Annotated in this window: 17 protein-coding genes; 14 read left to right on the forward strand and 3 right to left on the reverse strand. The window is 65.6% G+C overall.

Annotated features, from left to right (window positions below; translation table 11 throughout):
* Window positions 1-19: 19 nt before the first annotated feature.
* The 3 genes from leuC to BUS12_RS17985 all read left to right on the forward strand — a co-directional run bounded on the left by leuC (window position 20) and on the right by BUS12_RS17985 (window position 3577).
* Complete coding sequence (gene leuC / locus BUS12_RS17975; RefSeq protein WP_074297896.1) at window positions 20-1438, forward strand: 3-isopropylmalate dehydratase large subunit; 1419 nt, start codon at window positions 20-22, stop codon at window positions 1436-1438.
* Complete coding sequence (leuD, locus tag BUS12_RS17980) at window positions 1431-2051, forward strand: 3-isopropylmalate dehydratase small subunit (RefSeq protein WP_074297899.1); 621 nt, start codon at window positions 1431-1433, stop codon at window positions 2049-2051. Before leuC ends, leuD begins: the two co-directional genes overlap by 8 nt.
* Window positions 2052-2191: 140 nt before the next feature.
* A complete protein-coding gene (locus BUS12_RS17985; protein WP_083640504.1) occupies window positions 2192-3577 on the forward strand; it encodes a dicarboxylate/amino acid:cation symporter in 1386 nt (461 codons plus the stop codon).
* Here BUS12_RS17985 and BUS12_RS17990 read toward each other — a convergent pair.
* Complete coding sequence (locus BUS12_RS17990) at window positions 3540-4514, reverse strand: EamA family transporter (protein ID WP_083640505.1); 975 nt, start codon at window positions 4512-4514, stop codon at window positions 3540-3542. The genes BUS12_RS17985 and BUS12_RS17990 overlap by 38 nt on opposite strands.
* A gap of 94 nt (window positions 4515-4608) precedes the next feature.
* Here BUS12_RS17990 and BUS12_RS17995 point away from each other — a divergent pair, with 94 nt between their 5' ends.
* The 3 genes from BUS12_RS17995 (at window position 4609) to BUS12_RS18005 (ending at window position 6659) form a co-directional block, all read left to right on the forward strand.
* Window positions 4609-5514 carry a LysR substrate-binding domain-containing protein gene (locus BUS12_RS17995; RefSeq protein WP_171991677.1) on the forward strand — a complete coding sequence of 302 codons (906 nt, stop codon included), beginning with the start codon at window positions 4609-4611 and terminating at the stop codon, window positions 5512-5514.
* A 99-nt stretch (window positions 5515-5613) separates the two neighbouring features.
* The gene (locus BUS12_RS18000) at window positions 5614-6255 is read left to right on the forward strand and encodes a GNAT family N-acetyltransferase (RefSeq protein WP_083640506.1); all 642 of its coding nucleotides are present in this window, start codon (window positions 5614-5616) and stop codon (window positions 6253-6255) included.
* Between the two features lie 95 nt (window positions 6256-6350).
* Window positions 6351-6659, forward strand: a complete 309-nt coding sequence (locus BUS12_RS18005; RefSeq protein ID WP_253190159.1) for a hypothetical protein — start codon at window positions 6351-6353, stop codon at window positions 6657-6659.
* Window positions 6660-6749: 90 nt separating this feature from the next.
* Here the strand turns inward: BUS12_RS18005 and BUS12_RS18010 are convergent, their stop codons facing one another.
* Window positions 6750-6911 (reverse strand): DUF1328 family protein, encoded by a 162-nt coding sequence (locus BUS12_RS18010; protein ID WP_074265082.1) that lies wholly within the window; start codon window positions 6909-6911, stop codon window positions 6750-6752.
* A 238-nt stretch (window positions 6912-7149) separates the two neighbouring features.
* On the opposite strand from BUS12_RS18010, the gene BUS12_RS18015 reads away from it, so the two are divergent.
* The gene (locus tag BUS12_RS18015) at window positions 7150-8583 is read left to right on the forward strand and encodes a hypothetical protein (RefSeq protein ID WP_074297903.1); all 1434 of its coding nucleotides are present in this window, start codon (window positions 7150-7152) and stop codon (window positions 8581-8583) included.
* 61 nt (window positions 8584-8644) lie between these two features.
* Here BUS12_RS18015 and BUS12_RS18020 read toward each other — a convergent pair whose 3' ends face one another.
* Window positions 8645-10045, reverse strand: a complete 1401-nt coding sequence (locus BUS12_RS18020; protein ID WP_074301562.1) for a sensor domain-containing diguanylate cyclase — start codon at window positions 10043-10045, stop codon at window positions 8645-8647.
* A gap of 1093 nt (window positions 10046-11138) precedes the next feature.
* Between BUS12_RS18020 and BUS12_RS18025 the strand changes: the two genes are divergently transcribed.
* From BUS12_RS18025 to pelG, 7 genes are all read left to right on the forward strand, one after another.
* Complete coding sequence (locus BUS12_RS18025; RefSeq protein ID WP_074301563.1) at window positions 11139-13838, forward strand: bifunctional glycoside hydrolase/polysaccharide deacetylase family protein; 2700 nt, start codon at window positions 11139-11141, stop codon at window positions 13836-13838.
* On the forward strand, window positions 13828-17793 hold the full coding sequence (locus tag BUS12_RS18030; protein ID WP_074297906.1) for a tetratricopeptide repeat protein: 3966 nt from the start codon (window positions 13828-13830) through the stop codon (window positions 17791-17793). Before BUS12_RS18025 ends, BUS12_RS18030 begins: the two co-directional genes overlap by 11 nt.
* An 84-nt stretch (window positions 17794-17877) precedes the next feature.
* On the forward strand, window positions 17878-18429 hold the full coding sequence (locus tag BUS12_RS18035) for a penicillin-binding protein activator LpoB (protein ID WP_074297908.1): 552 nt from the start codon (window positions 17878-17880) through the stop codon (window positions 18427-18429).
* Window positions 18430-18540: 111 nt separating this feature from the next.
* Entirely contained in the window at window positions 18541-19965 is a 1425-nt protein-coding gene (locus BUS12_RS18040; RefSeq protein ID WP_074297910.1) for a PelD GGDEF domain-containing protein, read from the forward strand.
* Window positions 19958-20971 carry a hypothetical protein gene (locus BUS12_RS18045; protein ID WP_074297912.1) on the forward strand — a complete coding sequence of 338 codons (1014 nt, stop codon included), beginning with the start codon at window positions 19958-19960 and terminating at the stop codon, window positions 20969-20971. The genes BUS12_RS18040 and BUS12_RS18045 overlap by 8 nt, the downstream gene beginning before the upstream one ends.
* Window positions 20968-22596, forward strand: a complete 1629-nt coding sequence (pelF, locus tag BUS12_RS18050; protein WP_074297914.1) for a GT4 family glycosyltransferase PelF — start codon at window positions 20968-20970, stop codon at window positions 22594-22596. The genes BUS12_RS18045 and pelF overlap by 4 nt, the downstream gene beginning before the upstream one ends.
* Window positions 22596-23969 (forward strand): exopolysaccharide Pel transporter PelG, encoded by a 1374-nt coding sequence (gene pelG / locus BUS12_RS18055; protein ID WP_074297916.1) that lies wholly within the window; start codon window positions 22596-22598, stop codon window positions 23967-23969. The genes pelF and pelG overlap by 1 nt, the downstream gene beginning before the upstream one ends.
* Window positions 23970-23980 lie beyond the last annotated feature (11 nt).

Genomic DNA, 23980 nt, shown 5'->3' on the forward strand with positions numbered 1-23980 from the left:
CCAATCCACTCATTCCATCATGTCGAACCGAACGCTTTACCAGAAACTGGTTGATTCGCATACCGTAACGTCCATCGACGAACAGAACGTGCTGCTGTACGCCGACCTGCATCTGATGAACGAGTACACCAGCCCGCAGGCCTTTGCCGCGCTCGAAGCGAAGCGCCGTGCAGTGCGCCGGCCACGCCAGCAACTCGCGGTGGTGAGCCATATCATCCCGACCCACGCGGAGACGCCGCGGGTGATTCGCGATGTCGCGTCGCTGCTGCAGGCCAATAACCTGGCGCGCAACTGCGAACGGGAAGGGATCCGGCTGCTGGCGGCCAACGATCCGTTGCAGGGCATCGAGCATATCGTTGCGCCCGAGCTCGGCCTGATTCGCCCCGGCATGGTGGTGCTGTGCGGCGATAGCCACACCACCACCTATGGCGCGTTGGGCGCATTGGGCTTTGGTATCGGCACCTCGGAAGTGGAGCATGTGCTGGCGACGCAGACGCTGGTCTACCGCCTGGCGCGCACGATGCGCATCGTGGTCGACGGGGTCTTGCCTTATGGCACGGCCTCGAAAGACCTGATTCTGTGGATCATCAGCCGCATCGGTGCGCAAGGCGCGCGCGGCTATGCGGTCGAGTTCGCCGGCTCGGGCATCGGCGCGCTGTCGGCCGAAGCGCGCATGACCCTGTGCAACATGACCGTCGAAGCGGGCGCGCGCGCCGCGTTGATCGCGCCGGACGCCACGACGTTCGAGTACGTGCGCCGGCATGCGCTATTCCTTGACGAGACGGCTTGGCGCAACGCGCTGGTTGACTGGCGCGAGTTGATCTCCGACGAAGGCGCCGTGTTCGACGCCGAATTCCGCTTTGACGCGCACGAGGTCGCCCCGTTCGTCACCTGGGGCACGAGCCCCGATCAGGCGATGGCGGTCGACGCCCAGGTGCCCGACGAGGCCGGGCAGGCAACACCCGAAGCGGCTGCGGCGCTGCGCCGTGCGCTCGGCTACATGGGTCTCTCGGCGCATCAGCCCATCGCGGGGACGCCGATCGACCGGGTCTTCATCGGCTCGTGCACCAATGGCCGCATCGAAGATCTGCGCATCGTGGCGGGGCTCGTGCGTGGCCATCACGTCGCCCCGCAAGTGCGGGCGATGGTGGTGCCCGGGTCCGGCAGCGTGCGTCGCCAGGCCGAAGCCGAAGGACTCGCAGCGATCCTGACCGAGGCCGGCTTCGAATGGCGCGAACCGGGCTGCTCGATGTGTCTTGCGATGAACGACGACGTGCTGTCGGACGGCGAGCGCTGCGCTTCGACCACCAATCGCAATTTCGAAGGCCGCCAGGGTCGAGGCGGACGCACGCATCTGATGAGTCCCGCGATGGCCGCCGCCGCCGCACTGACCGGCTGCATTACCGATGTCCGCACTCTGGAACCGCACCATGACTAAGCTCACCCTGATCGAAGGCCGCGCCGCGCCGCTGCCGATCGAAAATCTCGACACCGACCAGATCATGCCGAAGCAGTTTCTGCGCATCATCGACAAGGCCGGTTTGAGCGACGGCTTGCTGTACGACCTGCGTTTCGATGCCAACGGCGCGCCGCGCGACGATTGCGTGCTCAACCAGTCGCGTTACCGCGGCGCGAGCGTGCTGATCGGCGGCGCGAATTTCGGCTGCGGCTCGAGCCGCGAGCATGCGGTGTGGGGGCTGCAGCAGTACGGTTTCGCCGCAGTGATCGCGCCAAGTTTTGCGGAGATCTTCTATTCCAACGCGATGAACAACCGCTTGCTGCTGGTGCAGCTCGAGCGCAGCGAGGTCAACGAACTGCTGTCGTTGAGCGAAGCGCCGGAGCGCGCCGACGCGTGGCTGCGTATCGACGTCGAACAGCAGAAGGTGACCACCGCGGCCGGCCGTGCGTTTTCGTTTCCGCTCGGGGCGCGCCACAAGCGCATGGTGATGGACGGCATGGATACGATCGACCTGACGCTCGCGTCCTTGCCGGAGATCGAAGCATTCGAGCGGACGCATTTCAGCCGCCATCCGTGGGCGGCCGTGATGTAAGCGCCGCGGCTTGCGCGGCGCCGTCAGCGCCCGCGCAAGTCACGCCCCCTCGTCGTACCTCAACGCCGCATTGCCCCACTACCGCCTAGGTATTCCCCTGAGCGGGAAGGGCGCAGCTTTGCCCAAAAAACGGAGGAGACATGAAACGCAAGCCGTTCTACAAGATTCTTTATGTGCAGGTACTCGTTGCGATCGGCGCCGGCATTCTCGCCGGACATCTGGCGCCCGCCGACGCCATCGCGCTGAAGCCGCTCGGCGATATCTTCATCAAGCTGATTCGCATGATCATCGGGCCGGTGATCTTCTGCACCGTGGTTACGGGCATTGCCAGCATGCGCGACATGAAGAAGGTCGGCCGGGTGGGCGGCAAGGCTCTGCTGTATTTCGAACTGGTGTCGACTTTCGCGCTCTTCATCGGTCTGCTGGCGGCGCATGTGCTCGCGCCCGGCAAAGGTTTCAACGTCGACCCGGCCACGCTCGACGGCAGCATGGTGTCGGGCTACGTGAGCCAGGCGGCGCATGGCGAGGGCGTCGCAGGTTTCCTGATGCATATCGTTCCCGAGACTTTCGTCGGCGCCTTCGTGCAGGGCGATATCCTGCCGGTGCTGCTGATCGCCATGCTGTTCGGCGCGGCGTTGGCGTTGCTGGGCGAGGCAGGCAAGCCGGTGGCCGAGCTGATCGAAGCGCTGTCGAAAACTTTCTTCCGGATCGTGCATCTGATCACCCGTCTGGCGCCGCTCGGCGCATTCGGCGCGATGGCGTTCACTATTGGCCGATACGGCATCGCCTCGCTGTTGCCGATGATGAAGCTGATCGGCGCGTTCTATCTGACGGCGTTCGTCTTCGTGATCGGCGTGCTTGGCGTCGTGACGCGTCTATGCGGCTTTAGCATCTGGCGTTTTCTCGGCTTCATCAAGGACGAACTGCTGATCGTGCTGGGCACGTCCACTTCAGAAGCGGCGCTGCCGCAGTTGATGGAAAAGCTCGAGCGGCTCGGCTGCCCGCGGGCGATTGTCGGGCTCGTCGTGCCCACCGGCTATTCGTTCAATCTCGACGGCACCAATCTCTACATGACGCTGGCGGTGCTGTTTCTCGCCCAGGCAACGAATACGCACTTGAGCATGACCCAGGAAGCGACCTTGCTGGCCGTGACGATGCTGACCTCGAAGGGCTCGACGGGCGTCACCGGGGCCGGCTTCATCACGCTGGCGGCGAGCCTCTCCGTGGTGCCCACCGTGCCGATGACGGCGATGGTGCTGATTCTCGGCATCGACCGATTTATGTCGGAATGCCGGGCATTGACCAATATCATCGGCAACGGCGTGGCGGCGATCGTGGTCGCTGCGTGGGAACACGAGCTCGATCGCGAGCGGTTGCGCCTGGCGTTGGGGAGCAGACGCCTGCGAGCGGGCAGCGGCGACAGCGCGGATGCCGCTGCGCTCGAAGCCAACCCCAACGCGAACCTCAACGCGAACCGCGGCGCGGCCTTCACGGCCCCGCCAGCACCACCCCCAAACTTGCGCTGACGACCAGCAGCGTGCCAGCCAGTTGCAGCGCGCTCATCGGCTGACGCAGCACGACAAAACCGGCTAGCGCGCCGATGGCCGGCTCGATGCTCATCAGGATGCCGAACGAAGAGGCGCGCATATGACGCAGCGCGATCATCTCCAGCGCATAGGGCAGCAAGGGCACCAGCACGGCGAGTCCCGCTGTGGCGCCAAGCTGCGCGAGCGGGACATGTCCGCCACTTTCGACGAGACCGAACGGCGTGGCCACTACGGCCGCGGCAAGCAGCGACACGGAAAGCCCTTCGAGGCCCGCGAAGACGGCGCCGGTCTTCTTCATCAATACGATGTAGCTGCCCCAGCCGAGCGCCGCGCCGAGCGCGAGCAGCACGCCGGGCGGATTGCCGACCCAGCCGCCGCGATCGTGCGCGAGCATCAGCACACCCGCGATGGCGAGCGCGGGCCAGACCAGCGCGCGGATGCGCCGCACGCCGAAGGTGGCGACCGCGAGCGGTCCGAGAAAATCGATCGCAACCGCGAGACCCAGCGGAATGCGCTGGATCGCGGCGAAGAAGCACAGGGTCATGCCGGCCATGGCGACGCCGAGCGTGCCGGCGGCCAGCCACCTTGACGGCGAGTAGCTGCGCAGGGGCGGCCGCACGATCGCGGCGAGCACCACGGCGGCCCAGCACAGGCGCAGCCAGGTGGTGCTGAACGAGCCATAGGCCGTCATGGCGGGCGCCGAGAGCGCAGCGCCGAACTGCACGCTGGACATCGACAGCAGCGCGAGCAACGCCGCCGCGCCGGCGGCGCGCTTCGACGACGCCCCGGCGAGGGGGACGGTCCCGGGCAAGGCAGGGGAGATCGTGGAACCCTGTCCCGCCGCGCCGCCGGCGGCAATGGGTGTAACCGGATCCGCGGAGCGAGGTGTGGGGCCAGGCGCAGTGTTGTCCTGCATGTCGAGCTCATCGAAAGAAGTGCGCCCATCATAACCATGCTCGCGACGTTAAGATAAGCTGATATTCCTTATGCCGGTATCACGAGCGTTAATAATGATGCGAGATCTCGATAGCAGCCTGCTGCGCGCTTTTGTGACGGTCGCTGAGACCGGCGCGGTCAGTGCCGCGGCCACGCGGTTGGCGCGCACCCAGGCGGCCGTCAGCATGCAGTTGCGGCGGCTCGAGGAAGAAGTCGGCCAGCGTTTGCTGGACCGCTCGCCGCGCGGCGTGCGTCTGACCGAGGCGGGCCATCGGCTGCTGCCGTATGCGCATACGATCCTCGGCGCCGGAGCCGACGCACGGCGTGCACTGAGCGCGGAGCAGGTGTCCGGCACGGTGCGCCTCGGCATGCTCGAGGATATTGCGGTCGGGCGTCTGCCGCATGCGTTGCGGCGCTTTTCGAGCGCGTATCCGCAGGTCGCGCTGGAGATCGTCGTCGATAACAGTGAGGCGTTGTCGGCCCGCCTGGGCGAGGGCAGTCTCGATGTCGTCGTGGGCGATCCGGCGCTAGTGGATGCGGCGCCGTTGATCGCATGGAGCCAGCCGCTCTTCTGGGTCGGCGCGCGCGGTTTCAGCCGCGCGGCCGATGAACCCTTGTCGATCGTCGCGTTCGGCGCCGGCTGTCTGTGGCAGCAGCAGGTGCTGACGGCGCTGCGGCGCGCTGGGCTCACGTGGCGCATCGTCTGCACCAGCACGAGTCTGCCGGCGGTGCAGTCGGCGGTCGAGGCGGGCCTCGGGGTGTCGGTGCTGCTCGACGGCAATATCCGTCACGACGCCATGCGCGTGCTGGGTGAGAGCGACGGCTTGCCGCCGGCGCCGGTGGCCGACTTCGGGCTGTTCACGCGGGCGGCATCCGCGCCCTCCACCTCGCCCGCGCTACCCGGCACCCAGGCCGCGGCCGTGCAGACCCTGCAAACCTTCCTCTGCGAGGAATTGAATATCGGTCTTGCAGGGCTTTAGGCAACGCGCTTCGCCTGCCACGCATGCAGTTTTTACGAGATTTTTTCTTGCGGGCGATCCCCGGCCAAACCTAAACTTCGATCAACCTGATGAACTTGGATGGTCAAGGTGAACAAACGCGCAGCCACGCAGCAGCCCAAACGGATCGATTATGTCCGGCGCGGTCCCGGCCGCATCGAACTGCGGCGCTTCGACCCGGCACGCGATTCGTTCGATGCGCTCACAACCATGTTGCACCGGGCCTTTGCGCGGTTAGGGGAGATGGGGCTCAACTGCACCTGCGTCGACCAGAGCGCCGCCGTCACCCGTTCGCGGGCCACGCGTGGCGATTGCTACGTGGCGGTGTGCGACGGCCGCATTGTCGGCACGATGACGCTGTATGCGCCGGATCGCGACTCGCCCTGCGAACTGTACCGCCACGGCGAAATTGCCAGCATGCGCCAGTTCGGCGTCGAACCGGCCTGGCAGGCACGCGGCATCGGCACCTTGCTGTTGGCGTTCGCCGACCACTGGGCCGCCACGCGCGGCTACGCGGAACTCGCCCTCGACACCCCGCAACCCGCTGCCCATCTGATTGCGTTCTATCGCGGTCATGGCTTCCGCATCGTCGACTTCATGCGCTTTGACGGCAAACGCTACGACAGCGCGATTCTCAGCAAGCCCGCCGTGGCCGCACGGACGCTCGCGACATGGTCGCAGCGGCTCGAACTGCCGCGCCGGCAGATTGCCCGCGCAGCGTAAGCGCCCGGCGATCCATGCGCGACCCCTTAAACAAACGTGTAGAAGGACTGAAGAAACCGATGGTGCGCCCAAGACCAGGGATGATGTTCCGAGGCATGCTCAAGGTCGTATTGATTGCGATTGCGGCGAGCCAGATCCTGACCACCGCCTTCACCGTGCTTGCGCGGCAGATCGATGCGGGCCTGTCGCCGCAGATCATTTCCGTGTTCGGTTTCGTGACCTGCGGTCTGGTGTCGATGTGGCTGCAGGCCGATGCGCGCCGCGCTTTCGGCTTTGCGAAAGAGAAGGGCTTTGTCGCCGCCGCGCGCGACGGACAACCGGGTCCGCGGATCGCGGCCGATTGTCCGCGGCGCTGGCTGGTGGTGCTGCATATCGAACTGAATCCGGCAGCCGTCACACCTTGAAGCGGGCTCGCCTCGCGTGAGCCGGAGCGCAACCGCAGCGCAACTATTGCAAGAGCGGGCAGCAACTATTGCAACGAGGCGAGCCGGCGCTCAGCGTCTGACCACGCCCATCAGCAAGGTCACGAGGAAGATCACGATAAAGATAAAGAACAGGACCTTGGCGATCTCGGCCGCGCCGGCGGCGATGCCACCGAAGCCGAACACCGCGGCGATGATGGCGATGATGAAGAAAATAGCAGCGTAGCGAAGCATGGCCCCTCCTCGAAGGATTGCTGGAATGAGTGAAACGGCGGGTCTTCGTTAGCCGCATGCGCCTGTGTCTCCGTCGACGCAGGTTCAGCGCGTGCGTGCCGCCGTTTCCTGAAAGAGCAACTCCTGTGCCCAACGAGGCCGGCTGCGCGGCTGGAAGACCGGTTCGCCGCCGCCGAACCGGCTAAAGAAACAGGCGTGAGCGCCGATATCCGTTAAGTACCCATCCGGACATCGGCTCATGCTCTTTCGCAAACCTGTCGCAGTACTCACATTCACACTTTCGCTGACTGCCACGACGGCCTTCGCAGTCGGCATGCATGCCGACGAGCCCGCAGCGGCAGCGTCCGATTCGCAGCCTCCGGCGCCTGGCGCCGCTTCAGCAGCGTTTGTCGGGCGCATCCGGCTGCTGCTGGTCCGCATGGGCATCGACCCGGATGGCGCGAACGGCAAGTCACTTCTGGTGTGGGCGGGTGGCCTGATGAGCGATCCGGACTGGTCCGCGCTTTTGACTCGGCGCAATGGCCCGGGTGTTAGCGCATTCAATCTCAAGACGCTCTCGCTTACGCCAGCCGCACGTCTGCAGGTATTGAAGGATTTCAGTGTTCTCGCGCCCTACATGCCTGCCGGGGTGTTCGGCGGCGCCAGGCTCGATGCGGCTGACTTCGGCAAATTCCTCAATGCTCTGCCGCCCGGGGGCGTGGCGGCGTTCGAGAACCTGCTCGATGTGATGGTGAAGCAGCACGATACGATGGATCCTGCCGAGCACTACAGCACGGCCGAGTTGCTTGAACTGGAAAACCGCTTCGACACGATCGCGGAGACTGCATCGGCGAACCATAAGATCGCCGCTCTCGATGGCAAAGGCGGCGCGCTCAACGGGCAGGATGTTGCTTTCCTCGCCGGTTTGATCGTCGATCTGCCCGAACCGTTGCGAACCCGTGCGTCCTGGGCGCTCCTTCCCGGCACGAACGGGGATGGCCGCTCGTACGGAGCGATTACGCGTGGTGTGCTCGACGACCCCTATCCGTACCTCGCGGACATGTTCGACGACCGTGCGTTGCCTGCCTCCTTGCATGAGCGCCTTCCCGCAGACGGGTCGCGGCCCCTGCCGTTCAGGCGTCTGACCGTTGAAGGCAACTGGGTCGATACGAAGAAGCCGGGCAGTCCGCATCCGTGCCGCTATGTCTACGCCAACCTGCACGATAACGGCGTGGTGGCCGAGGTGGCCGAGCGGCTCGCCGATTCGGGCCAGACAGTCGAGGGGCCGGCCTACTTCACCACGAACTACGGTCTGGTTGCCTTGCGCAAGCAGAGGGTAGGGTTCGGCACGGATTGGGCGCCGGTGGCACAAGTGCTGGACAGCTCGACAGTCGCCCTCGGCAGCCGGGTACCCGCCGAGGGTGAGCAGGTCGAGTTTCCGGTTGCGCAACCGTCCGACGACGGTGTTCAGAGCGCGCGCTGTCTGATGGGAAAGACGCAGCCTGCCGCGTCGATTTTTCCAACCCTGAAGGGCGACGCGGTCGACGTGACCTGTACGCACGTCGCAGAACACGGCGCCGGTTGGTCCATCAAGTCCGTCTGGTTGCCCGACTACGGTATTACCCTCATGACCGGAGTGCGTAACGATGGGGAGCGTCGCTTCGAGATCAAGAGCGTGACGGTCTCGGAGTAAAGCAAACGACGAAGAGCCACAAGGTGCGCCGTCCCTTCAATCTCGACCTGCCGCCGTGCCGCTAATGAGCGTGCACTGAGCGCAGCGTGAGCGGCACGCCTTGCCATGCCGCGACGCGGTTGCGCCCAGCTTCCTTGGCGCGATATAGCGCGGCGTCGGCGTGGGCGAGCAGTTCGGCGGCCTGGATCGGCTCGTCGGGGCGAGCGGTGGCGACCCCGATCGAGACGCTCACACAGCCGGCCTCGGTGAAGGGCGCCGCGACGGCGAGGCGCGCGACCGCCGCATGCAGGTTCTCGGCGAGGCGAGCGGCCATCTCGCGCTCGCAGTCCGGCAGCACGACGACGAACTCTTCGCCACCGAAGCGCGCCACAAAATCGGCGCTGCGCCGCAGACTCGCCTGCAAGGCGCCGGCCACCGCAACGAGGCACTCGTCGCCGCGCAGATGGCCGAGCGTGTCGTTAAAGCGTTTGAAGTGATCGATGTCCACCATCAGGATCGACAGCGCGCGGCGCTCCGCGTTGGCCTCGGCCAGCGCGGCGGGGTAGCGCTCCTCGAAGTAGCGCCGGTTGAAGATACCGGTCAGGCCGTCGCGCGAGACATATTCGCTCAGGCGCGCATTGGCCGCGTGCAGCTCGCGGTACAGATGACTGATCTCCCAGATCAGCACGCCCAGCACCGTGCTCGAAGCCAGCACCGATTCGAGCCGCGCCACATACCAGCCCATGCTGTAGCGGGCGTTCGCCACCAGCGTCACCAGCACGTCGCCGAGTCCGGCGAAGAGCGCGACGGCGAGCCACAGTTCGAGCAGGCTGCGCAGCCGCGTCGTGACAATCAGATAGAGCAGCGTAGCGGCGCCGACGATGGCGATGCCGATGCCCGACGGACTATGCGCCAGCCGCTGATAGGCGTGCCCGTCGATCAGCTTCGGCAGCCACGCTTCCCCGCGAATGGCGAGCGAGCAAAGGGCCACCGACAGGCAAACCGGGCCGCCCACCAGCACGAGGCCGGCGAGGCGCGTCTGCGCACGCGGCAGCGGCGCAGGAAAGCGGCGGCGCACCAGCAGGGCGGCGAAGATCAGCAACGGCGAACCGCAATGCCAGAACGCCCAGATCCACACGGCGCCTTGCGCGCCGGTGCCGAGCAGGCCGGTCGGCGAAAACACGCCGGGAAACACCAGCAACTGGATCGCCACGGTGACCGAGGTGTACGCATACGCACCCGCCAGTGCCGCGAGGAAGGGCCCACGGGTGATCATGAATTGCGTCCACAGCAGATAGGCGGTGAGGCCCTCGGTGGTGAACACGGCCATCGCGAACAGGGGCAGGAAGGCCGCGATATGCGGCTCGGCGACGCCGGCGACCGGCAGGGTCGCCAGCACCACGCACAGAATGAAGCCCGCCACGGCGTACGCCGCTACGCGATGTTGGCGGGTGACCGCCAGACTCATGATGCTGCTCTTCATGCGAGGCTTGACTGGAATGGTGAGATGGCCGGAGAAGGCCGGCTGAAGCGGCGTCGAAGTGTAGGGTCGCGTTTGTCCATCGCGCATTCTAGCGACAGGTTCGGGGTTTGGGCGCTGCCGGCCGGCGGCCGCGGCGAATATTGCGGCGGATTGTTGGGGATTCGCTGCGGCGCCGGGGCCTCTCCGCTTAAAAAGACGCGGCACGGGGAGTGGTCCGTGCAATAGCGCCAATTGGCAATTTTCGAATGACGGTGCAGTGAAGCGGGAATGAGGTGGATATGGGGTTGGAAAGCGGGCCGAAAAGCGTGCGGAAAAAGCGCAGAGAAGTCCGCCATTCCCGGCTGGATATTCCGGTCATAAAGGAATGATTTGCGCTTTGCGAAGTCATGGGATAACGTTTGCGCCAGATCCCCGTCATCAATTAAATCGAACCACTGTGCGTTACCGTACACTCGGTTTCAAATGTCAAAGATAGTTAAATATGAAACGCGCATAGCTTCAAATTTGACGGATGTAAAACGTTTGCGCTGCCTGATTTGTCCCGCTTCATCTCGTAAATGGCTGATAACTCGTTGATCTGACTCGTGTTGGGAGGCAACGTGTTGCAAAAATACCGCTTTTCTTGTGCGGAGGACGCGCTAGAATGCGCGCCGAATCATCGTTTCGGCCTGTGTCTCGCGCACCTTGATCCATCCTGTTTGCAACAGCGTGAATCCGGCCATTTGCTTTTTCCGTATCTGGAATGCTGTCGGTCATTAACGGCAGAATTTTTGAATCGAATCGGTAAATTTGGCCTGGCTGGATGGGCCGTGCATCGCCGGTTGCCAATAAAACATCCAAAGCGATCATAAGAAATCAGATGCTAACGAGGATTGCGCCGGTATTCGGCGTTCGAGTGGAGGCCCCGGGGGTGGCGCCGCTCATTAAGCAGATTAACGGGCGCGCGATTATCGAGTGTTTGGCATGGGGGATTACCCGGATATTGGGCCCGGCCAAAACGCCACGAGATTCGATAACGCCACTGGCTATCCGCACGCGGGCGTCGCGTGCGGTGCGTGGGCGCGCGGCCGTGCCGGTCGTGCTGACGGCGCTCATGGCGCTGCTGGTGCTGGCGGCGAGCCTTGCGCCGTGGCAGGCCGCGCACGCCGGCGATGCACCCACGGGCGCGGCCGGCCGTCCGGCGCAGCCGAATCTGGCGTTCTTCTACGGCGCGAATCCGCCGGTCGAACTGCTGCAAGCGTTCGATGCCGTGGTGGTCGATCCCGCGCGTGGCTTCGATCCGGCCGCGCATCCCTTGCCGCATACCGTATGGCTTGCCCGCACGCATCCGGCCGACTCAGGCGCAACGCCGGAGGCTGTCGCGCAAAGTTTCGGGCCGCTGTGGCAGCACGGTTACCGCGGCTTCCTGCTCGACACGCCGGCGGCGATTGCGGCCGCCGAGGCGATTCGCGCGGCGCATCCCGATGCACGCCTCGTGGTTGCCGGCGCCGATGCGCTGCAGGCGGCACTGCCACATGCGAAAGCGCTGTATGCGGTGGTGAGCGACTCGCTCGTGCGCGGTCTCAACGACACCGCCACGCTGCCCGCCGACGTACCGGACGCGCTGCGCGCGAGCCGCCTCGCCGCGGCGCGCAGCTTCATGCAGCAGACCGGCGTGCCGGTGGTCTCGCTCGAATACTGCCCGCGCACCGATCGCGAATGCGCCCGCACGACGGCGGCGCAGGTGATGGCGAACGGCGTGGTGCCGTATGTGACGAGCGTGGCTCGCGATATTGTCGGCGTGGGGGCGATCGAAGTCCTGCCGCGCAAGATTCTGGTCGTGCAGGACCGCGATATCAAAGAGCCGCTCGATCTGAGCGTCGGCGTGCGCGATCTCGCCACGCCGCTCAATTACCTCGGTTACGACGTCGAATACGTCGACTTCTCGAAGCCCTTGCCCACCGGCATCACGCCGGACCGCTATGCGGGTGTGGTGGCGTGGCTGCAGGGCAATGCGCTGCCCGACCCGCAGGCGTGGCAACGCTGGGTCGCCGCGCGCATTGTCGATCATGTGCCGGTGGTGTTCCTCGGCCAGTTCGGTTTCGATGCGACCGGCGCGATCGGCGATGCACTCGATCTGCAGGCCGTGCCCGGCACCATGGCCGCGCCGGTCAATGTGATTGCCCGTGATCCGATGGTCGGCTTCGAAATCGATCCACGCCCCGATCCGCGCGATCTGCTGGGCGTGCGCGTCGGGGTCAAGAGCCACTCGCTGCTGCGCCTCTCGGCTAACGGCGCGCTGATCGATCCGGTCGCGCTGACCCCGTGGGGCGGCTATGCGCTTAATCCGTACACCTCAGTTTCGCTCGACAGCATCGGCCAGGAACGCTGGGCCATCGAGCCGCTCAAGTTCCTCACCGCGGCGTTGCGTCTGCAAGCCATGCCGTCGCCGAGCGTGACTACCGAAAACGGCCGGCGTTTGCTGATGACGCACGTCGACGGCGACGGCTTCGCCTCGCGGGCCGAATTCCCCGGCCCCGACTATTCGGGCGAAGCGCTGTACGAGCAGATTTTCACGCGCTACAAGATCCCGATGACGCTTTCGGTCATCGAAGGCGAAGTGGGGCCGGCGGGGCTGTATCCGAAGATCTCGCCGCGTCTCGAAGAGATCGCCCGCAAGATGTTTGCGCTGCCGTATGTGGAGATCGGCACGCATACCTACTCGCATCCGTTCCAGTGGGAAGACGTGGACAGCAGCACCGGCGCGAAGGTGGACCGCGGCGGCGGCGATGCGGCGTTCTCGCTGAATATTCCGGGCTACAAGTTCAATATCGACCGCGAGGTGAGCGGCTCGATCGACTACATCAACTCGCGCCTCGCACCTGCCGGCAAGCGGACCGTCGTGCTGCAGTGGTCGGGCGATTGCCAGCCGCCGGGGATCGTCGTCCGTAAGGTTTACGAAGCAGGCGTCTACAACTTCAACGGTGGCGACACCGTCATCACGAAGTCGGCGCCGAGCTGGACCAACATCGCGCCGATCGGCGTCGACAAGGGGCCGGGCGCGTATCAGGTGTACGCGCCGAACCAGGACGAGAACGTTTATACGAACGACTGGCAAGGGCCGTTCTACGGCTTCACGCGGGTGCTCGAAACCTTCGACATGACCGACCGGCCGCGCCGCTTCAAGCCGATCGATATTTACTACCACATGTACAGCGGCACCAAGGTGGCGTCGCTGCGTGCGCTGGATCAGATCTTCTCGACTGTGCTGGCGCAACCGGTATTGCCGGTGCATGTCACCGATTACATCCGCAAGGTGCTCGACTGGCGCTCGTTTGCGGTGGCGCGTCAGGTGGGCAGCCGCGACGGCTGGCTGGTGCGCGGTAACGGCGAAGTGCGCGAGCTGCATTGGCCCAATACCACTACGCCGACGCTTGAGGGAGCCTCGGGTGTCACCGGTTTCTCGGCGGGTCCGGACGGGACGTATATCCATATCGACGGCGGCGCCGCGCGGTTTGCCTTCGGCGCGAATGGCGGGAATGCTACGAACGCTGCGGCGCGTAACGTGCCGTACATCGCCGAGGCGAATGGTTTCGTGCGCAACTTTCACCCCACCGCAGGCGGCCTGAGCTTCGAGTTCGGCGGCTATTATCAGCCGTTTGTTTCGCTGGCGAATGCCCAGAGCTGCAGCGTGAGCGTCGACGGCAAACCGGTTCCCACACGGCGCGACGGTGCGCTGCTGCGCTTCGACACCGCCGGTGTGGCCGCCACGCAAGTCGCCTATCAACGCGTCGAGGTGGCCTGTGCTCGCTAGCCGCCCGCGCATCGCTTCCACGTGGCTCGTGCTGCTGCTGGCGGCCGTAGTCGTGCTGACGTTCTATGCGACGTATCCGCATGGCGGGTTGCGCGAACGGATGACGGCGGCGGCCGAGCCGAGCGATCTGAGCGCGGCCTATCTGGAGGCATGGTTGCGCGTGCAGCCTGACAACGTCGAACTGCTTACCACGCTGGGCACGCAGTACGCCCAACTTGGCCGCGGCGACGACGCCGAACGCATCGCGCAGCGCATGGACGAGCAGCATACGGACGCGCTGCATCGCGCGGCCGTCATGCTGCGCCTGACGGTAGCGGAGCAGCAGGCGTTTGCGATTCCCGCGAACGATCCGCGCCGCGCGGTGGCGCTGGCGAAACTGCGCGAGCAGTTTGCCGCCGTCGCCGGTCTCACATGGGACAACGGCGAGCTCGAGATTCTCGCGGCGCGTGCAGCGGCCATCGACGCGCCGGAACTCGCGGTGCAGTTGTACACGCGCCTTGCTGTTCAGGATCCGCATGGCCGCCAGCGCTGGAACGCCGAGGTGGCGAAGTACGGCCTGTGGGTCGGCCAGTATCGCCGCGCGGCCGATGCATGGTTCCGCCAGCAGGCCGATGCGACGACGCGCGACGAACAGCGCCGTTGCTTCATCGCCGGCATCCGTGCGCTGCAGTCGGGCAATCTGCTCGACGAGGCGCTGAAGGCCGCCGACGAGCATGTCGGCACACTCGCCGACGATCGCGATACCTTGATCGTGCTGCTCAATCTGGCGCGGGCGGCGCAGCGGCCGGATCTGGTTGACCGTTATGCGAAGGCACTGGTCAAGTACACGAACTCAAACACGAACGTGCGGCCCGACGAGCCGCATGGCGGGTTCGAACTCGCGATGCTGGCGGTGAGGGCAGGGCGTGCGCATAAAAACGCGCCGGCGGCTTATGCGTATATGGATGGCCCGCAAGGGAGCAACAGTATGCGTGACTGGGCGCCGGTGCGGGTGTTGAAGGCGGCGGCTAGTGCTGAAGCGGTTGCCTCCGCATCTGCCTCCGCCTCCGCATCTGCGGCAACCTCAGCGTCCACGGCTGCAGCAACCGACGTCGACGTCGCCGGCCTCGTCTATCAATCGTTTCTCGAATCGAACGATCTCGACAACGCGCAGAAGGTCGCGGCCGCGCAGGTCGCCAGAGACCCGCATTCGGCGCTCTGGCTCAAGCGCCTCGCGCAGGTGGCCGAGTGGAACCGCGCCGCGCCGCTCGCGCTGCAATCGTGGCTTGGCTATGCGCAGGCGTCGAACGATCCGGCCGGCTGGGCCAACGTGCTGCGTTTAGCGCCGATGCTCAACGACGACTCCGCCTATCTGGCCGCGCTGGTGCATGCATCGAACGCGGCGCCGGCGGACCTGAAACTGGTCGACTCGGTGATTGCCACCTATGAGCGGCTTGGCCGCCCGGACGACGGCCTCGCGTTTTTGCAGGCGCATGCGCGCACCGCGGGCAGTCACGCAATCGACGAGCGCATGGCGATTCTGGCCGAGCGTGCCGGCCATGACGAACAGGCCCTCGCGATCTGGCGCAACCTGCACACGAGCGAACCCGGCAATACCGCGTACGCGCTGCACGCGGCAAGCATCCTGTATCGCCAGGGCAAGTATGCCGAGGCGCTGGCGGCGCTCGAGTCGGCGCGTGCCGGCGCACGCGACGACGACGTGCTGTTCTGGCGCAACGACGCGCAGCTCGCGCGCCTCATGCAACAGGACACGGTGGCGAACAACGCGTACAAGCATCTGCTCGCGAGCGGCGCCGAGGCGCCCGAAGACCTGAGCGCGATGACCTACTTCTACGACGCGTATCCGCTCGATGCGGGCCGCACCGCGGAGCTGCAGTATCAACGCGACCACACGCCGCGCGCCCTGCAGGAAGCCCTCTATTACTACACCGACGCCCAGGCGATGGACCGCATCGCCGCCTTGCTCGATAGCCTCACGCCCGAGCAGCGCGCCGCCGCCGAGAAGTCGGCCAGCTTCCTTGGCGTGCGCGCCGAATACTACCGGCAGACCGACCGGCCGCTCGACGCGCTGCACGATCTGGAGCGCGCGGTGGATCTGCCCGACGCGACCCCGGAAGTCCGCGCGGCGCTGCTCTGGACCCTGGTCGACTACGGCAGCGACGCCGAGTTGCGCAAGGTGCTGGTGCGCTGGCGCGACGATGCGGCGCAAAACAGCCTGCTTTGGGGGCCGTTCGCTGCTGCCGGGCTGCGTCTGAACCAGCCGGTCGCCGCCCTGCAGTATCTGCGTTTGCAGGCCGCGCTGATGTCGCGCGATCCGCTCTGGCTGCTGACGCTGGCGGACGCCCAGGAGATGGCGGGGCGCCCGGACCTCGCATGGTCGATCCGCCGCAAGGTTTGGCTGCAGATCGAGCAGGACGAGCGGGCCGTGACGACCGGCGGCACTAGCGCGCAGGCAGCGCTCAAGCGGCGCGCCTCGCAGGATGCGGAAGCGCGCGAGCAGTTGCGCGGCCGGCGGGTGTCGCTGGCGGAGATCTTTGCCGACGCCGACGTGTCCACAGGACTGCTTGACGATCTGCTGAAGCACGACGGCGGCCGCGACGACACCACGGCGGCGCGCCGCACGTTGCTCGGGGATGCGCCCGGCTTGCCGCCGGCGCCGCGGGTGTCGGCCAGCAAGGCGAAGGACGATGGGCGGCTCAAGTCAGCGGTGGCGAAGGATGTGGCCGTGGCGTGGGCGTTGTCGCACGAAGCGAATCCGCTCGCAAAACGTTGGCTCGCCGAGCAGTACGTCAACCGTCTCGCGCAACCGGCCGATTCGCAACTTGCGCTGGCGCTCGCCGAGGGCGACGTGGCGTCGATGGAGCGTCTCGTCGACAAGGAAGGGGCACGTCTGCCGCTTTACGGCCGCATCGATGCGACGATCGCACTCGATCGTCCGGGCCAGGCCGAGCAACTGTCGTTCATCGGTCTTGCCGGCGCGCCGGAAGATACCGAACTGCATACGCGTCTCGTCGATACGGCGCTCGGCTGGCCGCAATACCTCGGCACCACGGTGGAGAACTACGTCGAACATCCGCTCGATTACGTCGAGCAGACGCTGGCCGGCACCATGAAGATCGCGGACCTCTATATGGTCGGCGTCACCGGCACGCAGCGCTATCAGTGGTCCGTCGATCAGACGCAACTGGTTAACGTGCCCGGCGTGGATCGCGCGCTCGACCTGTTCCTGCGCCGCCAGACCCAGGATACCGACTGGCAGGTGACAGGCGGCCGGCGCGAAGGGCTGGACAGCTTCTATACGCTCGATGTCGCGGGCGAACTCGGCCGCAATTCGACGTTTACGCTGACGGGCAGCGCAGGCCGCGACCAGACCGCGACGGAATCGCAGGCGCTGCTGGTGGGCGGTATGAAGGACAACCTGATCGGCGGCTTCACCTGGCGCATGACGTCGCATATCTACGCGTCGGGTACGGTCGAAGCAGACCGCTTCTATAGCCAGGCGCGCGACTACCTGGGCAGCGGCGTGCTCTCGACGGGCGAGCTCGGCTACAAGATCCGCACCGATTATCCGGACTTCACCGTGCGCCTCGTGGGCATTCGCGGCGAATACGGCGCGAGCGGCGAGGCCGACGCGCTGATCTCGCGGCTTGCGCCGGCGAGTGCGGGCCCGACCAGCGCCGCTACCTTCATGCCGCTGACCTATGCGCAGTACGGCATGTTCTTCGGCTTCGGCAACGACCTGCTCGACCAGTACACGCATCGCTGGCGGCCGTTCCTCGATGTCGGGATCGTGCACAACTCGTTGCAGGGATGGGGGCCGCAAGTCAGCGTGGGCGTGGCCGGCAGTGTGTTCGGCGGCGACCATGCCGCGTTGTACCTGGAGCATGAAAGCGTATCGCAGGTCGGCTCGACGCCCATCACCGTGATCGGCGCGCGTTATAGCTGGTTCTACTGAACGGATCAAGCGGCTGACCGGGCGCGGCATGCGCACCGCAGGGCGGCCGGAACGAATATCGACGTTATTTGAGGAGAGGTTTCAATGAACGGATTCAAGAGCGGTATGCGTCTGGCGTCGTGGTGTGTCGCCGCGGTGGCGGCGTCGTTGCTGTTTGCGGGCTGCGGTACGCTCAAGCAAACTGCGGCGCCCACACTCGGCGCGGGCGATTCGGTTGCGATCGCATCGATTGCGAACTACACGGAAACGCCGTCGGCCGGCCGCAGCGCGGAGGCGATCGCGGCGAGCGTGCTGCGCGCCAACGGTCTGAAGGACGTGCGCTTTGCCCCGGCCGAGGCGGGTTCCAACGCGCTGTTCGACACCGCGCAGAGCGAAGGCGCGGACCAGAAGCTCGAATGGGCGCAGTCGCAGCAGGTCAGGTACATCCTGACAGGGGCGGTGGAAGAGTGGCGCTACAAGACGGGCGTCGACGGCGAACCGGTGGTCGGTCTCACACTCGAACTGATCGACGTGCAGTCGGGCCGCGTGGTCTGGAGCGCGACGGGCGCGCGCAGCGGCTGGAGCCGTTCGAGCCTGGCGAGCGTGGCGACTTCGCTGATCGGCCATGTGCTGGCGCCGCTTGCCGCGAGCCACTAAGCGCGCGGGCTGGATCGCTCAGGCGATCGTCCCGCCGAAGGCTCCGGTGCAGAGGCATTTGCCTGCCCAGAGCCGATCATTTGCATTCCGACACGTCATAAGGAAACGGCCGTGAATACCGCCGCCACGCAATCCGCTTCAGCCGCCTCGAAGACGCGCACCTCCAATCCGTTCGGCAACCTGGGGCGCGTGCGTCGTTTCGTGCTGCCGGCCGTCACGCGGCCGTTTGCGGTTGTCGAGACGGTCGTGTTCATTGCTATCGTCGTCGGCGTGAGCTGGTCGTTCAATCATCAGGATCCCTTGCTGTTGCATGCGGGCTTCCCGTGGCTGTGGTTCGCGCCGTTGATCGTGGCGCTGCGCTACGGCACCTTGCCCGGCCTGCTGGCCGGCGCGCTGCTGCTGGCGGCGTGGAAACTGCTGTATCCCGCGAGCGATGCCTGGCCGGTGATGGTGTTCGTCGGCGGCTTGCTGCAGACGGTGATCGCCGGTCACTTCGGCGACACCTGGGGCCATCGCGCCGCGCGTGCCTCGACCATCAACGGTTACCTGAACGACCGGCTGGTGGCGATCACCAACAGCCACTATCTGATGCGCCTGTCGCACGAGCGGCTCGAGAAGGACCTGCTGTCGAAGCCGACCACGCTGCGCGATTCGATCACCGAGTTGCGCCGCCTGTCCATCACGGAAGAGGGGAGCGGCGCGGCGGATACGACGCAGGCAGCCATTGCCGCGCCGTTGCGCGCCTTGCCGGGGGCACATGGCCTGCTGGAGTTCGTCGCGCAGGTGTGCCAGATCGAAGTCGCGGCGCTCTTTCCGGTGCGCAACGGCCGGGTTGGCAGCGAGGCCGCGGCGCGCGTCGGCGACGACTTCGAGTTGGCGCCCGACGACATCCTCGTCACCCATGCCATCGGCACGATGAGCGTCGCGCACCTGAAGAGCGAGGACATTCCCGCGGCCCAGTCGCAGTACCTGGTGTGCGCGCCGCTGGTGAGCGCCGACGGCCAGTTGCTGGCGATGCTGGTGATCAAGCGCATGCCGTTCCTGTCGCTGAACTTCGACAACCTGCAACTGCTGCTGGTGCTGCTCGGCTACTACGCGGACGGCGTGGAGCATGCGAGCCTCGTGCAGGGCATCCTCGCCGCGGTGCCAGGCTGCCCGTACGACTTCGCGCTCGACCTCGGCCGTCTCACGCGTTTGCAGCGCGAGGCCGGCATCGCGTCGTCGATGGTGGCGCTGGCGTTCCCGCGCGACGAAGCGGGCGACTCGCTGTTCGAACACGTGATCCGCCGCCGCCGCGCGCTCGACCTGATGTGGCCGGTGCAAACGGCGTCGCAGTCGGTGCTGGTGAATCTGATGCCGGCCACCGACACGACCGGCATCGACGGTTACCTGGCCCGCATCGAGACCAGCCTCTCGGCGCAGTTCAACCTGGATCTGGAAAGCGCGCGCGTCGGCGTGCATACGCTGCATCTGGGCGACATGGAGCCGGGCCCGGCGCTGCAGCGTCTACTGAAGCGAAGCGGCCTCGATGTCTAAGCTCATGTCTGCCCTCGTCAACGTGCTGCTGTTCGCCGGCTATGTGCTGGTGGAGGCGCTCGCGTACCAGGGATTCCTGCATGCTCCGGCCGGCATCGATCCGCTGCTGGCCGGCATTGTCGCCCAGGCGCTGGTCGCATTCGTGCAGGCGCTGCTGCTGCGCTGGATGCTGCCGACCCGTTACCGCGAGCCGCGCTTCTGGACGCTCCTGCTGCTGTGGGTGCTGTGCACCTTCGTGCCGCTGGGCGCAGGCTTCGTTCTGCTGACGAGCTGTCTCTGGGCCGCGTGGTTTCCAGGCACACGGGAAAGCGATCAACTGGCCGACGTGCCGCGTCCCGAGTTCGTCACCTACCTGGTCTCGCGGGTCTCGCACGGCGGCGGAGCGCGTTTGCAGGCGCGTCTGATCAATACGCAGGTATCGTCCACCGACCGGCTCACCGCACTCGTCGCGATCCAGAGCATGCCGACTCGCACCACGGGCACGCTGTTGCGCGACCTGCTGGCCGATCCGATCGAGGACGTGCGCCTGATCGCCTATGGCACGCTCGACCAGGCCGAGAACGAGATCATGCAAAAGATCTTCACGACCGGCAAGGCGTTGGAGCAGGCCAAGGACGACAGCGAGCGCCATGCGATCAACCGGCGCCTCGCCGAGCTGTATTTCGAACTGGTGTATCAGAACCTCGTGCAGGGCGCGGTGTATCGCCATACGCTCGAGCAGGCCGACCGCTACGCACGCGCCGCGCTCGCAATCGACGAGAAAGACGCGGCGTTGTGGCTGATCCGCGGCCGCCTCGCGCTGGCCGAAGGCCGCCCCGATGAAGCGGGGCAGTATATGGAACGCGCCCTTGAACTGGGTTTCCCGCGCGAACGGCTGATTCCGTGGCTCGCCGAAGTGGCGTTCCTGCGCGGCGACTACGCTCAAACCGGCCAATGGCTCGCGACGCTCGGCAATGCCGCGGCGCTGCCGACGCTCAAACCCACTGTGACTTACTGGTCATCATGAAAGAGTCCCTGATGCGGCGCGCCGCCGATGCCGATGTCTGCCTGCTGCTGGAAGGCACCTTCCCGTTTGTGCGCGGCGGGGTGTCGAGCTGGGTCAACGAAATGCTGCGGGCTTATCCGCAGACCCGCTTTGCGATCGTCTTTATCGGCAGCCGCGAGCAGGACTATCACGGCGCGGCCTATGCGCTGCCCGACAACGTCGTGCACTTCGAGACGCATTACCTGTACGAGGCCGCGCAGGCCGATGCACGTCGGCCGCGCGAGATCGAAGGCGACGTGGCGGCGTTTGCGAAGTCGGCGGAACTGCATGCCGCGTTGCGCGACGTGCGCGGCGCGGATGTCGGCGCGCTGATGGCCGAGATGGTGCCGACGCTCGGCGAGCACGGCACGCTCAACGAGGCGCAGTTTCTCGCTAGTCGTCAATCGTGGAATTTCATTGTCGAGCAGTACGAAAAGTACTGTACCGACCCATCGTTTACCGACTACTTCTGGACCGTGCGCATCATGCACAAGCCGCTGTGGCAGTTGGCGAACGTCGCTGAAAAACTGATCCCGGCGCGCGTCTATCACACGGTGTCGACGGGGTATGCGGGTTTTCTGGGTGCGCTGCTGCACTACCGCACGGGGCGCCCGCTGCTGATTTCCGAGCACGGCATCTACACCAAGGAACGCAAGATCGACCTGCTGCAAAGCCAGTGGATCCACGACAACCGCGGCGCGTTCGAGCGCGACATTTCGCAGATCAGCTATTTCCGCGAGCTCTGGGTACGCTTTTTCGAAGCGATCGGCAAGCTTGCGTATGACGCCGCCGACGAGATCGTGGCCCTGTACGAGACCAACCGCCTGCGCCAGGTCGCCGACGGCGCCGCCGCCGAGCGCACCCGCAGCATTCCGAACGGCGTCGACGTGGAGGGTCTCGCGCCGCTCGTCGAGCAACGGGGCGCGGGGCGTCACCGGGTGGTGGCGCTAATTGGCCGGGTGGTGCCGATCAAGGACATCAAGACGTTTATCCGCGCCATGTTTGTGGCGTCGCGCAGCATGCCCGACATCGAAGGCTGGATCATCGGACCGGAGGAAGAAGATCCGGCCTACGCGCTCGAGTGCCGCGCGCTGGTGGAAAGCCTCGGGCTCGCCGATAACGTGAAGTTCCTCGGCTTTCAGCGCATCGACGCGGTGCTGCCGAAGATCGACGTGATTGCGCTGACCTCGATCAGCGAGGCGCTGCCGCTCGTCGTGCTGGAGGGCTTCGCGGCCGGCATTCCGTCCATTACGACGGATGTGGGCGCGTGTCGGCAGATGATCGAAGGCCTGAGCGACGAGGACCGCGCGCTGGGCAGCGCGGGCGCGGTCGTGCAGATCGCCAATCCGGCCGCTTTCGCGCAGGCCGTGGTGGCGCTGCTGAACGACGATGCGCGCTGGCAGTCGGCGCAGCAGGCCGGGCTCGCGCGGGTACGCCGCTACTATACGAAGGCGCAGATGACCGGCAGCTACCGGACCCTGTATGACCAGCTCGCAGCCACGCCCGACGTCGAGCGTCGCAAGCACGGCGCTGCGGCCGGCGGCTGCCCGGTGCATCACGGCGCGCCGGGCGGGACGCGCGCCGCTCAAAGCGGGGAGACACGCTAATGGCCGGGATTGGTTTCGAACTGCGCAAGATCCTCAAGCACGAGACGCTGTTCGGCGTCGCCCGGGCTTACGCATATGCCGGCCTGATCAGCTCGGGGCCGCTGATCCTGTCGATCTTCGGTATCCTGATCATTGGCGTGATGAGCCTCGCGTTCGTCATACCCAAGTACGCGATCGTGCAGTTTCAGGTGTCGGTCACCTATCTGATCTCGCTGAGCCTGATCCTGACCGGGCCGCTGCAACTGTCGTTCACGCGCTTCATCTCCGACCGGCTGTTCGAAAAGCGCGACGATCTGGTGCTGTCGAACTACAACGGCGTCGTACTGGTCAGCACGATTGCCGCGGGACTGGTCGGCGTGGTGGCGATGCTGCTGGGCTTCAGGAGCGAGCCTTTGGCGTATCGCGTGCTCATGGTGGCGGGTTTCGTGGTGGTCAGCAATATCTGGATCGCCGTGATCTTCCTGTCCAGCGTCAAGCAGTACCGGCAGATCCTGTTTGTGTTTCTGATCGGCTACGGCTGCACCGTGGCGTTCGCGCTGATGCTCAACCGCCATGGGTTGGCCGGACTGCTGGGCGGCTTCGTGGCGGGGCATCTGGTGTTGCTGGGCGGGCTGTCCGGACTGATCTACCGCAACTATCGCAGCGGCCGGCTGATTTCCTTCGAGGTGTTCGACAAGCGTTTCGCCTATCCGACGCTCGCGCTGGTGGGGCTGTTTTTCAATCTCGGCGTGTGGCTCGACAAGTTCATGTTCTGGTACGCGCCCGGCACCGGCGCGCCGGTCATCGGGCCGCTGCACGCTTCGGTGATCTACGATATCCCGGTGTTTATCGCCTATGTGTGCGTGATGCCCGGCATGGCGACGTTTCTGGTGCGCATCGAGGCGGATTTCGTCGAGTACTACGACGCCTTCTACGACGCCGTGCGCAGCGGCGCGACGCTGCGCCACATCAACGACATGCGCGACATGATGGTGGGCAGCGTGCGCGCCGGGCTGTATGAGATCATCAAGATTCAGGCGGTGGTGCTGCTGCTGATTTTCGCTTTCGGACAGAACGTGCTGCAGGCGCTGCATATCTCGCCGCTGTATATGCCGCTCTTGACCATCGACGTGATTTCGGCCAGCCTGCAGGTGGTGCTGCTGGGTCTCCTGAACGTGTTCTTCTATCTGGATGCGCGGCGTACGGTGTTGAAACTGTGCGTCGCGTTTGTGGTCCTCAACGGCGCGCTGACGTGGCTTACGTTGCAGATGAGTCCCAATGCCTATGGCTACGGCTTCGCGCTGGCGCTGCTGATTCTGGTGGTGGCCGCCGTGCTGACGCTGGACCGCAAATTCGCCAAGCTCGAATACGAAACCTACATGCTGCATAACTAACCGATCACGCG

Origin of the sequence: Paraburkholderia phenazinium, assembly GCF_900142845.1 — a bacterium.
Classification (GTDB): Bacteria; Pseudomonadota; Gammaproteobacteria; order Burkholderiales; family Burkholderiaceae; genus Paraburkholderia; species Paraburkholderia phenazinium_A.

Coding starts and splice junctions, on each gene's coding strand:
- BUS12_RS17990 (WP_083640505.1), bottom strand. CDS start 4,514: ATGCAGGACAACACTGCGCCTGGCCCCACACCTCGCTCCGCGGATCCG.
- pelG (WP_074297916.1), top strand. CDS start 22,596: ATGGCCGGGATTGGTTTCGAACTGCGCAAGATCCTCAAGCACGAGACG.
- leuD (WP_074297899.1), top strand. CDS start 1,431: ATGACTAAGCTCACCCTGATCGAAGGCCGCGCCGCGCCGCTGCCGATC.
- BUS12_RS18045 (WP_074297912.1), top strand. CDS start 19,958: ATGTCTAAGCTCATGTCTGCCCTCGTCAACGTGCTGCTGTTCGCCGGC.
- BUS12_RS18025 (WP_074301563.1), top strand. CDS start 11,139: ATGGCGCTGCTGGTGCTGGCGGCGAGCCTTGCGCCGTGGCAGGCCGCG.
- BUS12_RS18000 (WP_083640506.1), top strand. CDS start 5,614: ATGGTCAAGGTGAACAAACGCGCAGCCACGCAGCAGCCCAAACGGATC.
- leuC (WP_074297896.1), top strand. CDS start 20: ATGTCGAACCGAACGCTTTACCAGAAACTGGTTGATTCGCATACCGTA.
- BUS12_RS18005 (WP_253190159.1), top strand. CDS start 6,351: ATGCTCAAGGTCGTATTGATTGCGATTGCGGCGAGCCAGATCCTGACC.
- BUS12_RS17985 (WP_083640504.1), top strand. CDS start 2,192: ATGAAACGCAAGCCGTTCTACAAGATTCTTTATGTGCAGGTACTCGTT.
- pelF (WP_074297914.1), top strand. CDS start 20,968: ATGAAAGAGTCCCTGATGCGGCGCGCCGCCGATGCCGATGTCTGCCTG.
- BUS12_RS18015 (WP_074297903.1), top strand. CDS start 7,150: ATGCTCTTTCGCAAACCTGTCGCAGTACTCACATTCACACTTTCGCTG.
- BUS12_RS18035 (WP_074297908.1), top strand. CDS start 17,878: ATGAACGGATTCAAGAGCGGTATGCGTCTGGCGTCGTGGTGTGTCGCC.
- BUS12_RS18010 (WP_074265082.1), bottom strand. CDS start 6,911: ATGCTTCGCTACGCTGCTATTTTCTTCATCATCGCCATCATCGCCGCG.
- BUS12_RS18020 (WP_074301562.1), bottom strand. CDS start 10,045: ATGAAGAGCAGCATCATGAGTCTGGCGGTCACCCGCCAACATCGCGTA.
- BUS12_RS17995 (WP_171991677.1), top strand. CDS start 4,609: ATGATGCGAGATCTCGATAGCAGCCTGCTGCGCGCTTTTGTGACGGTC.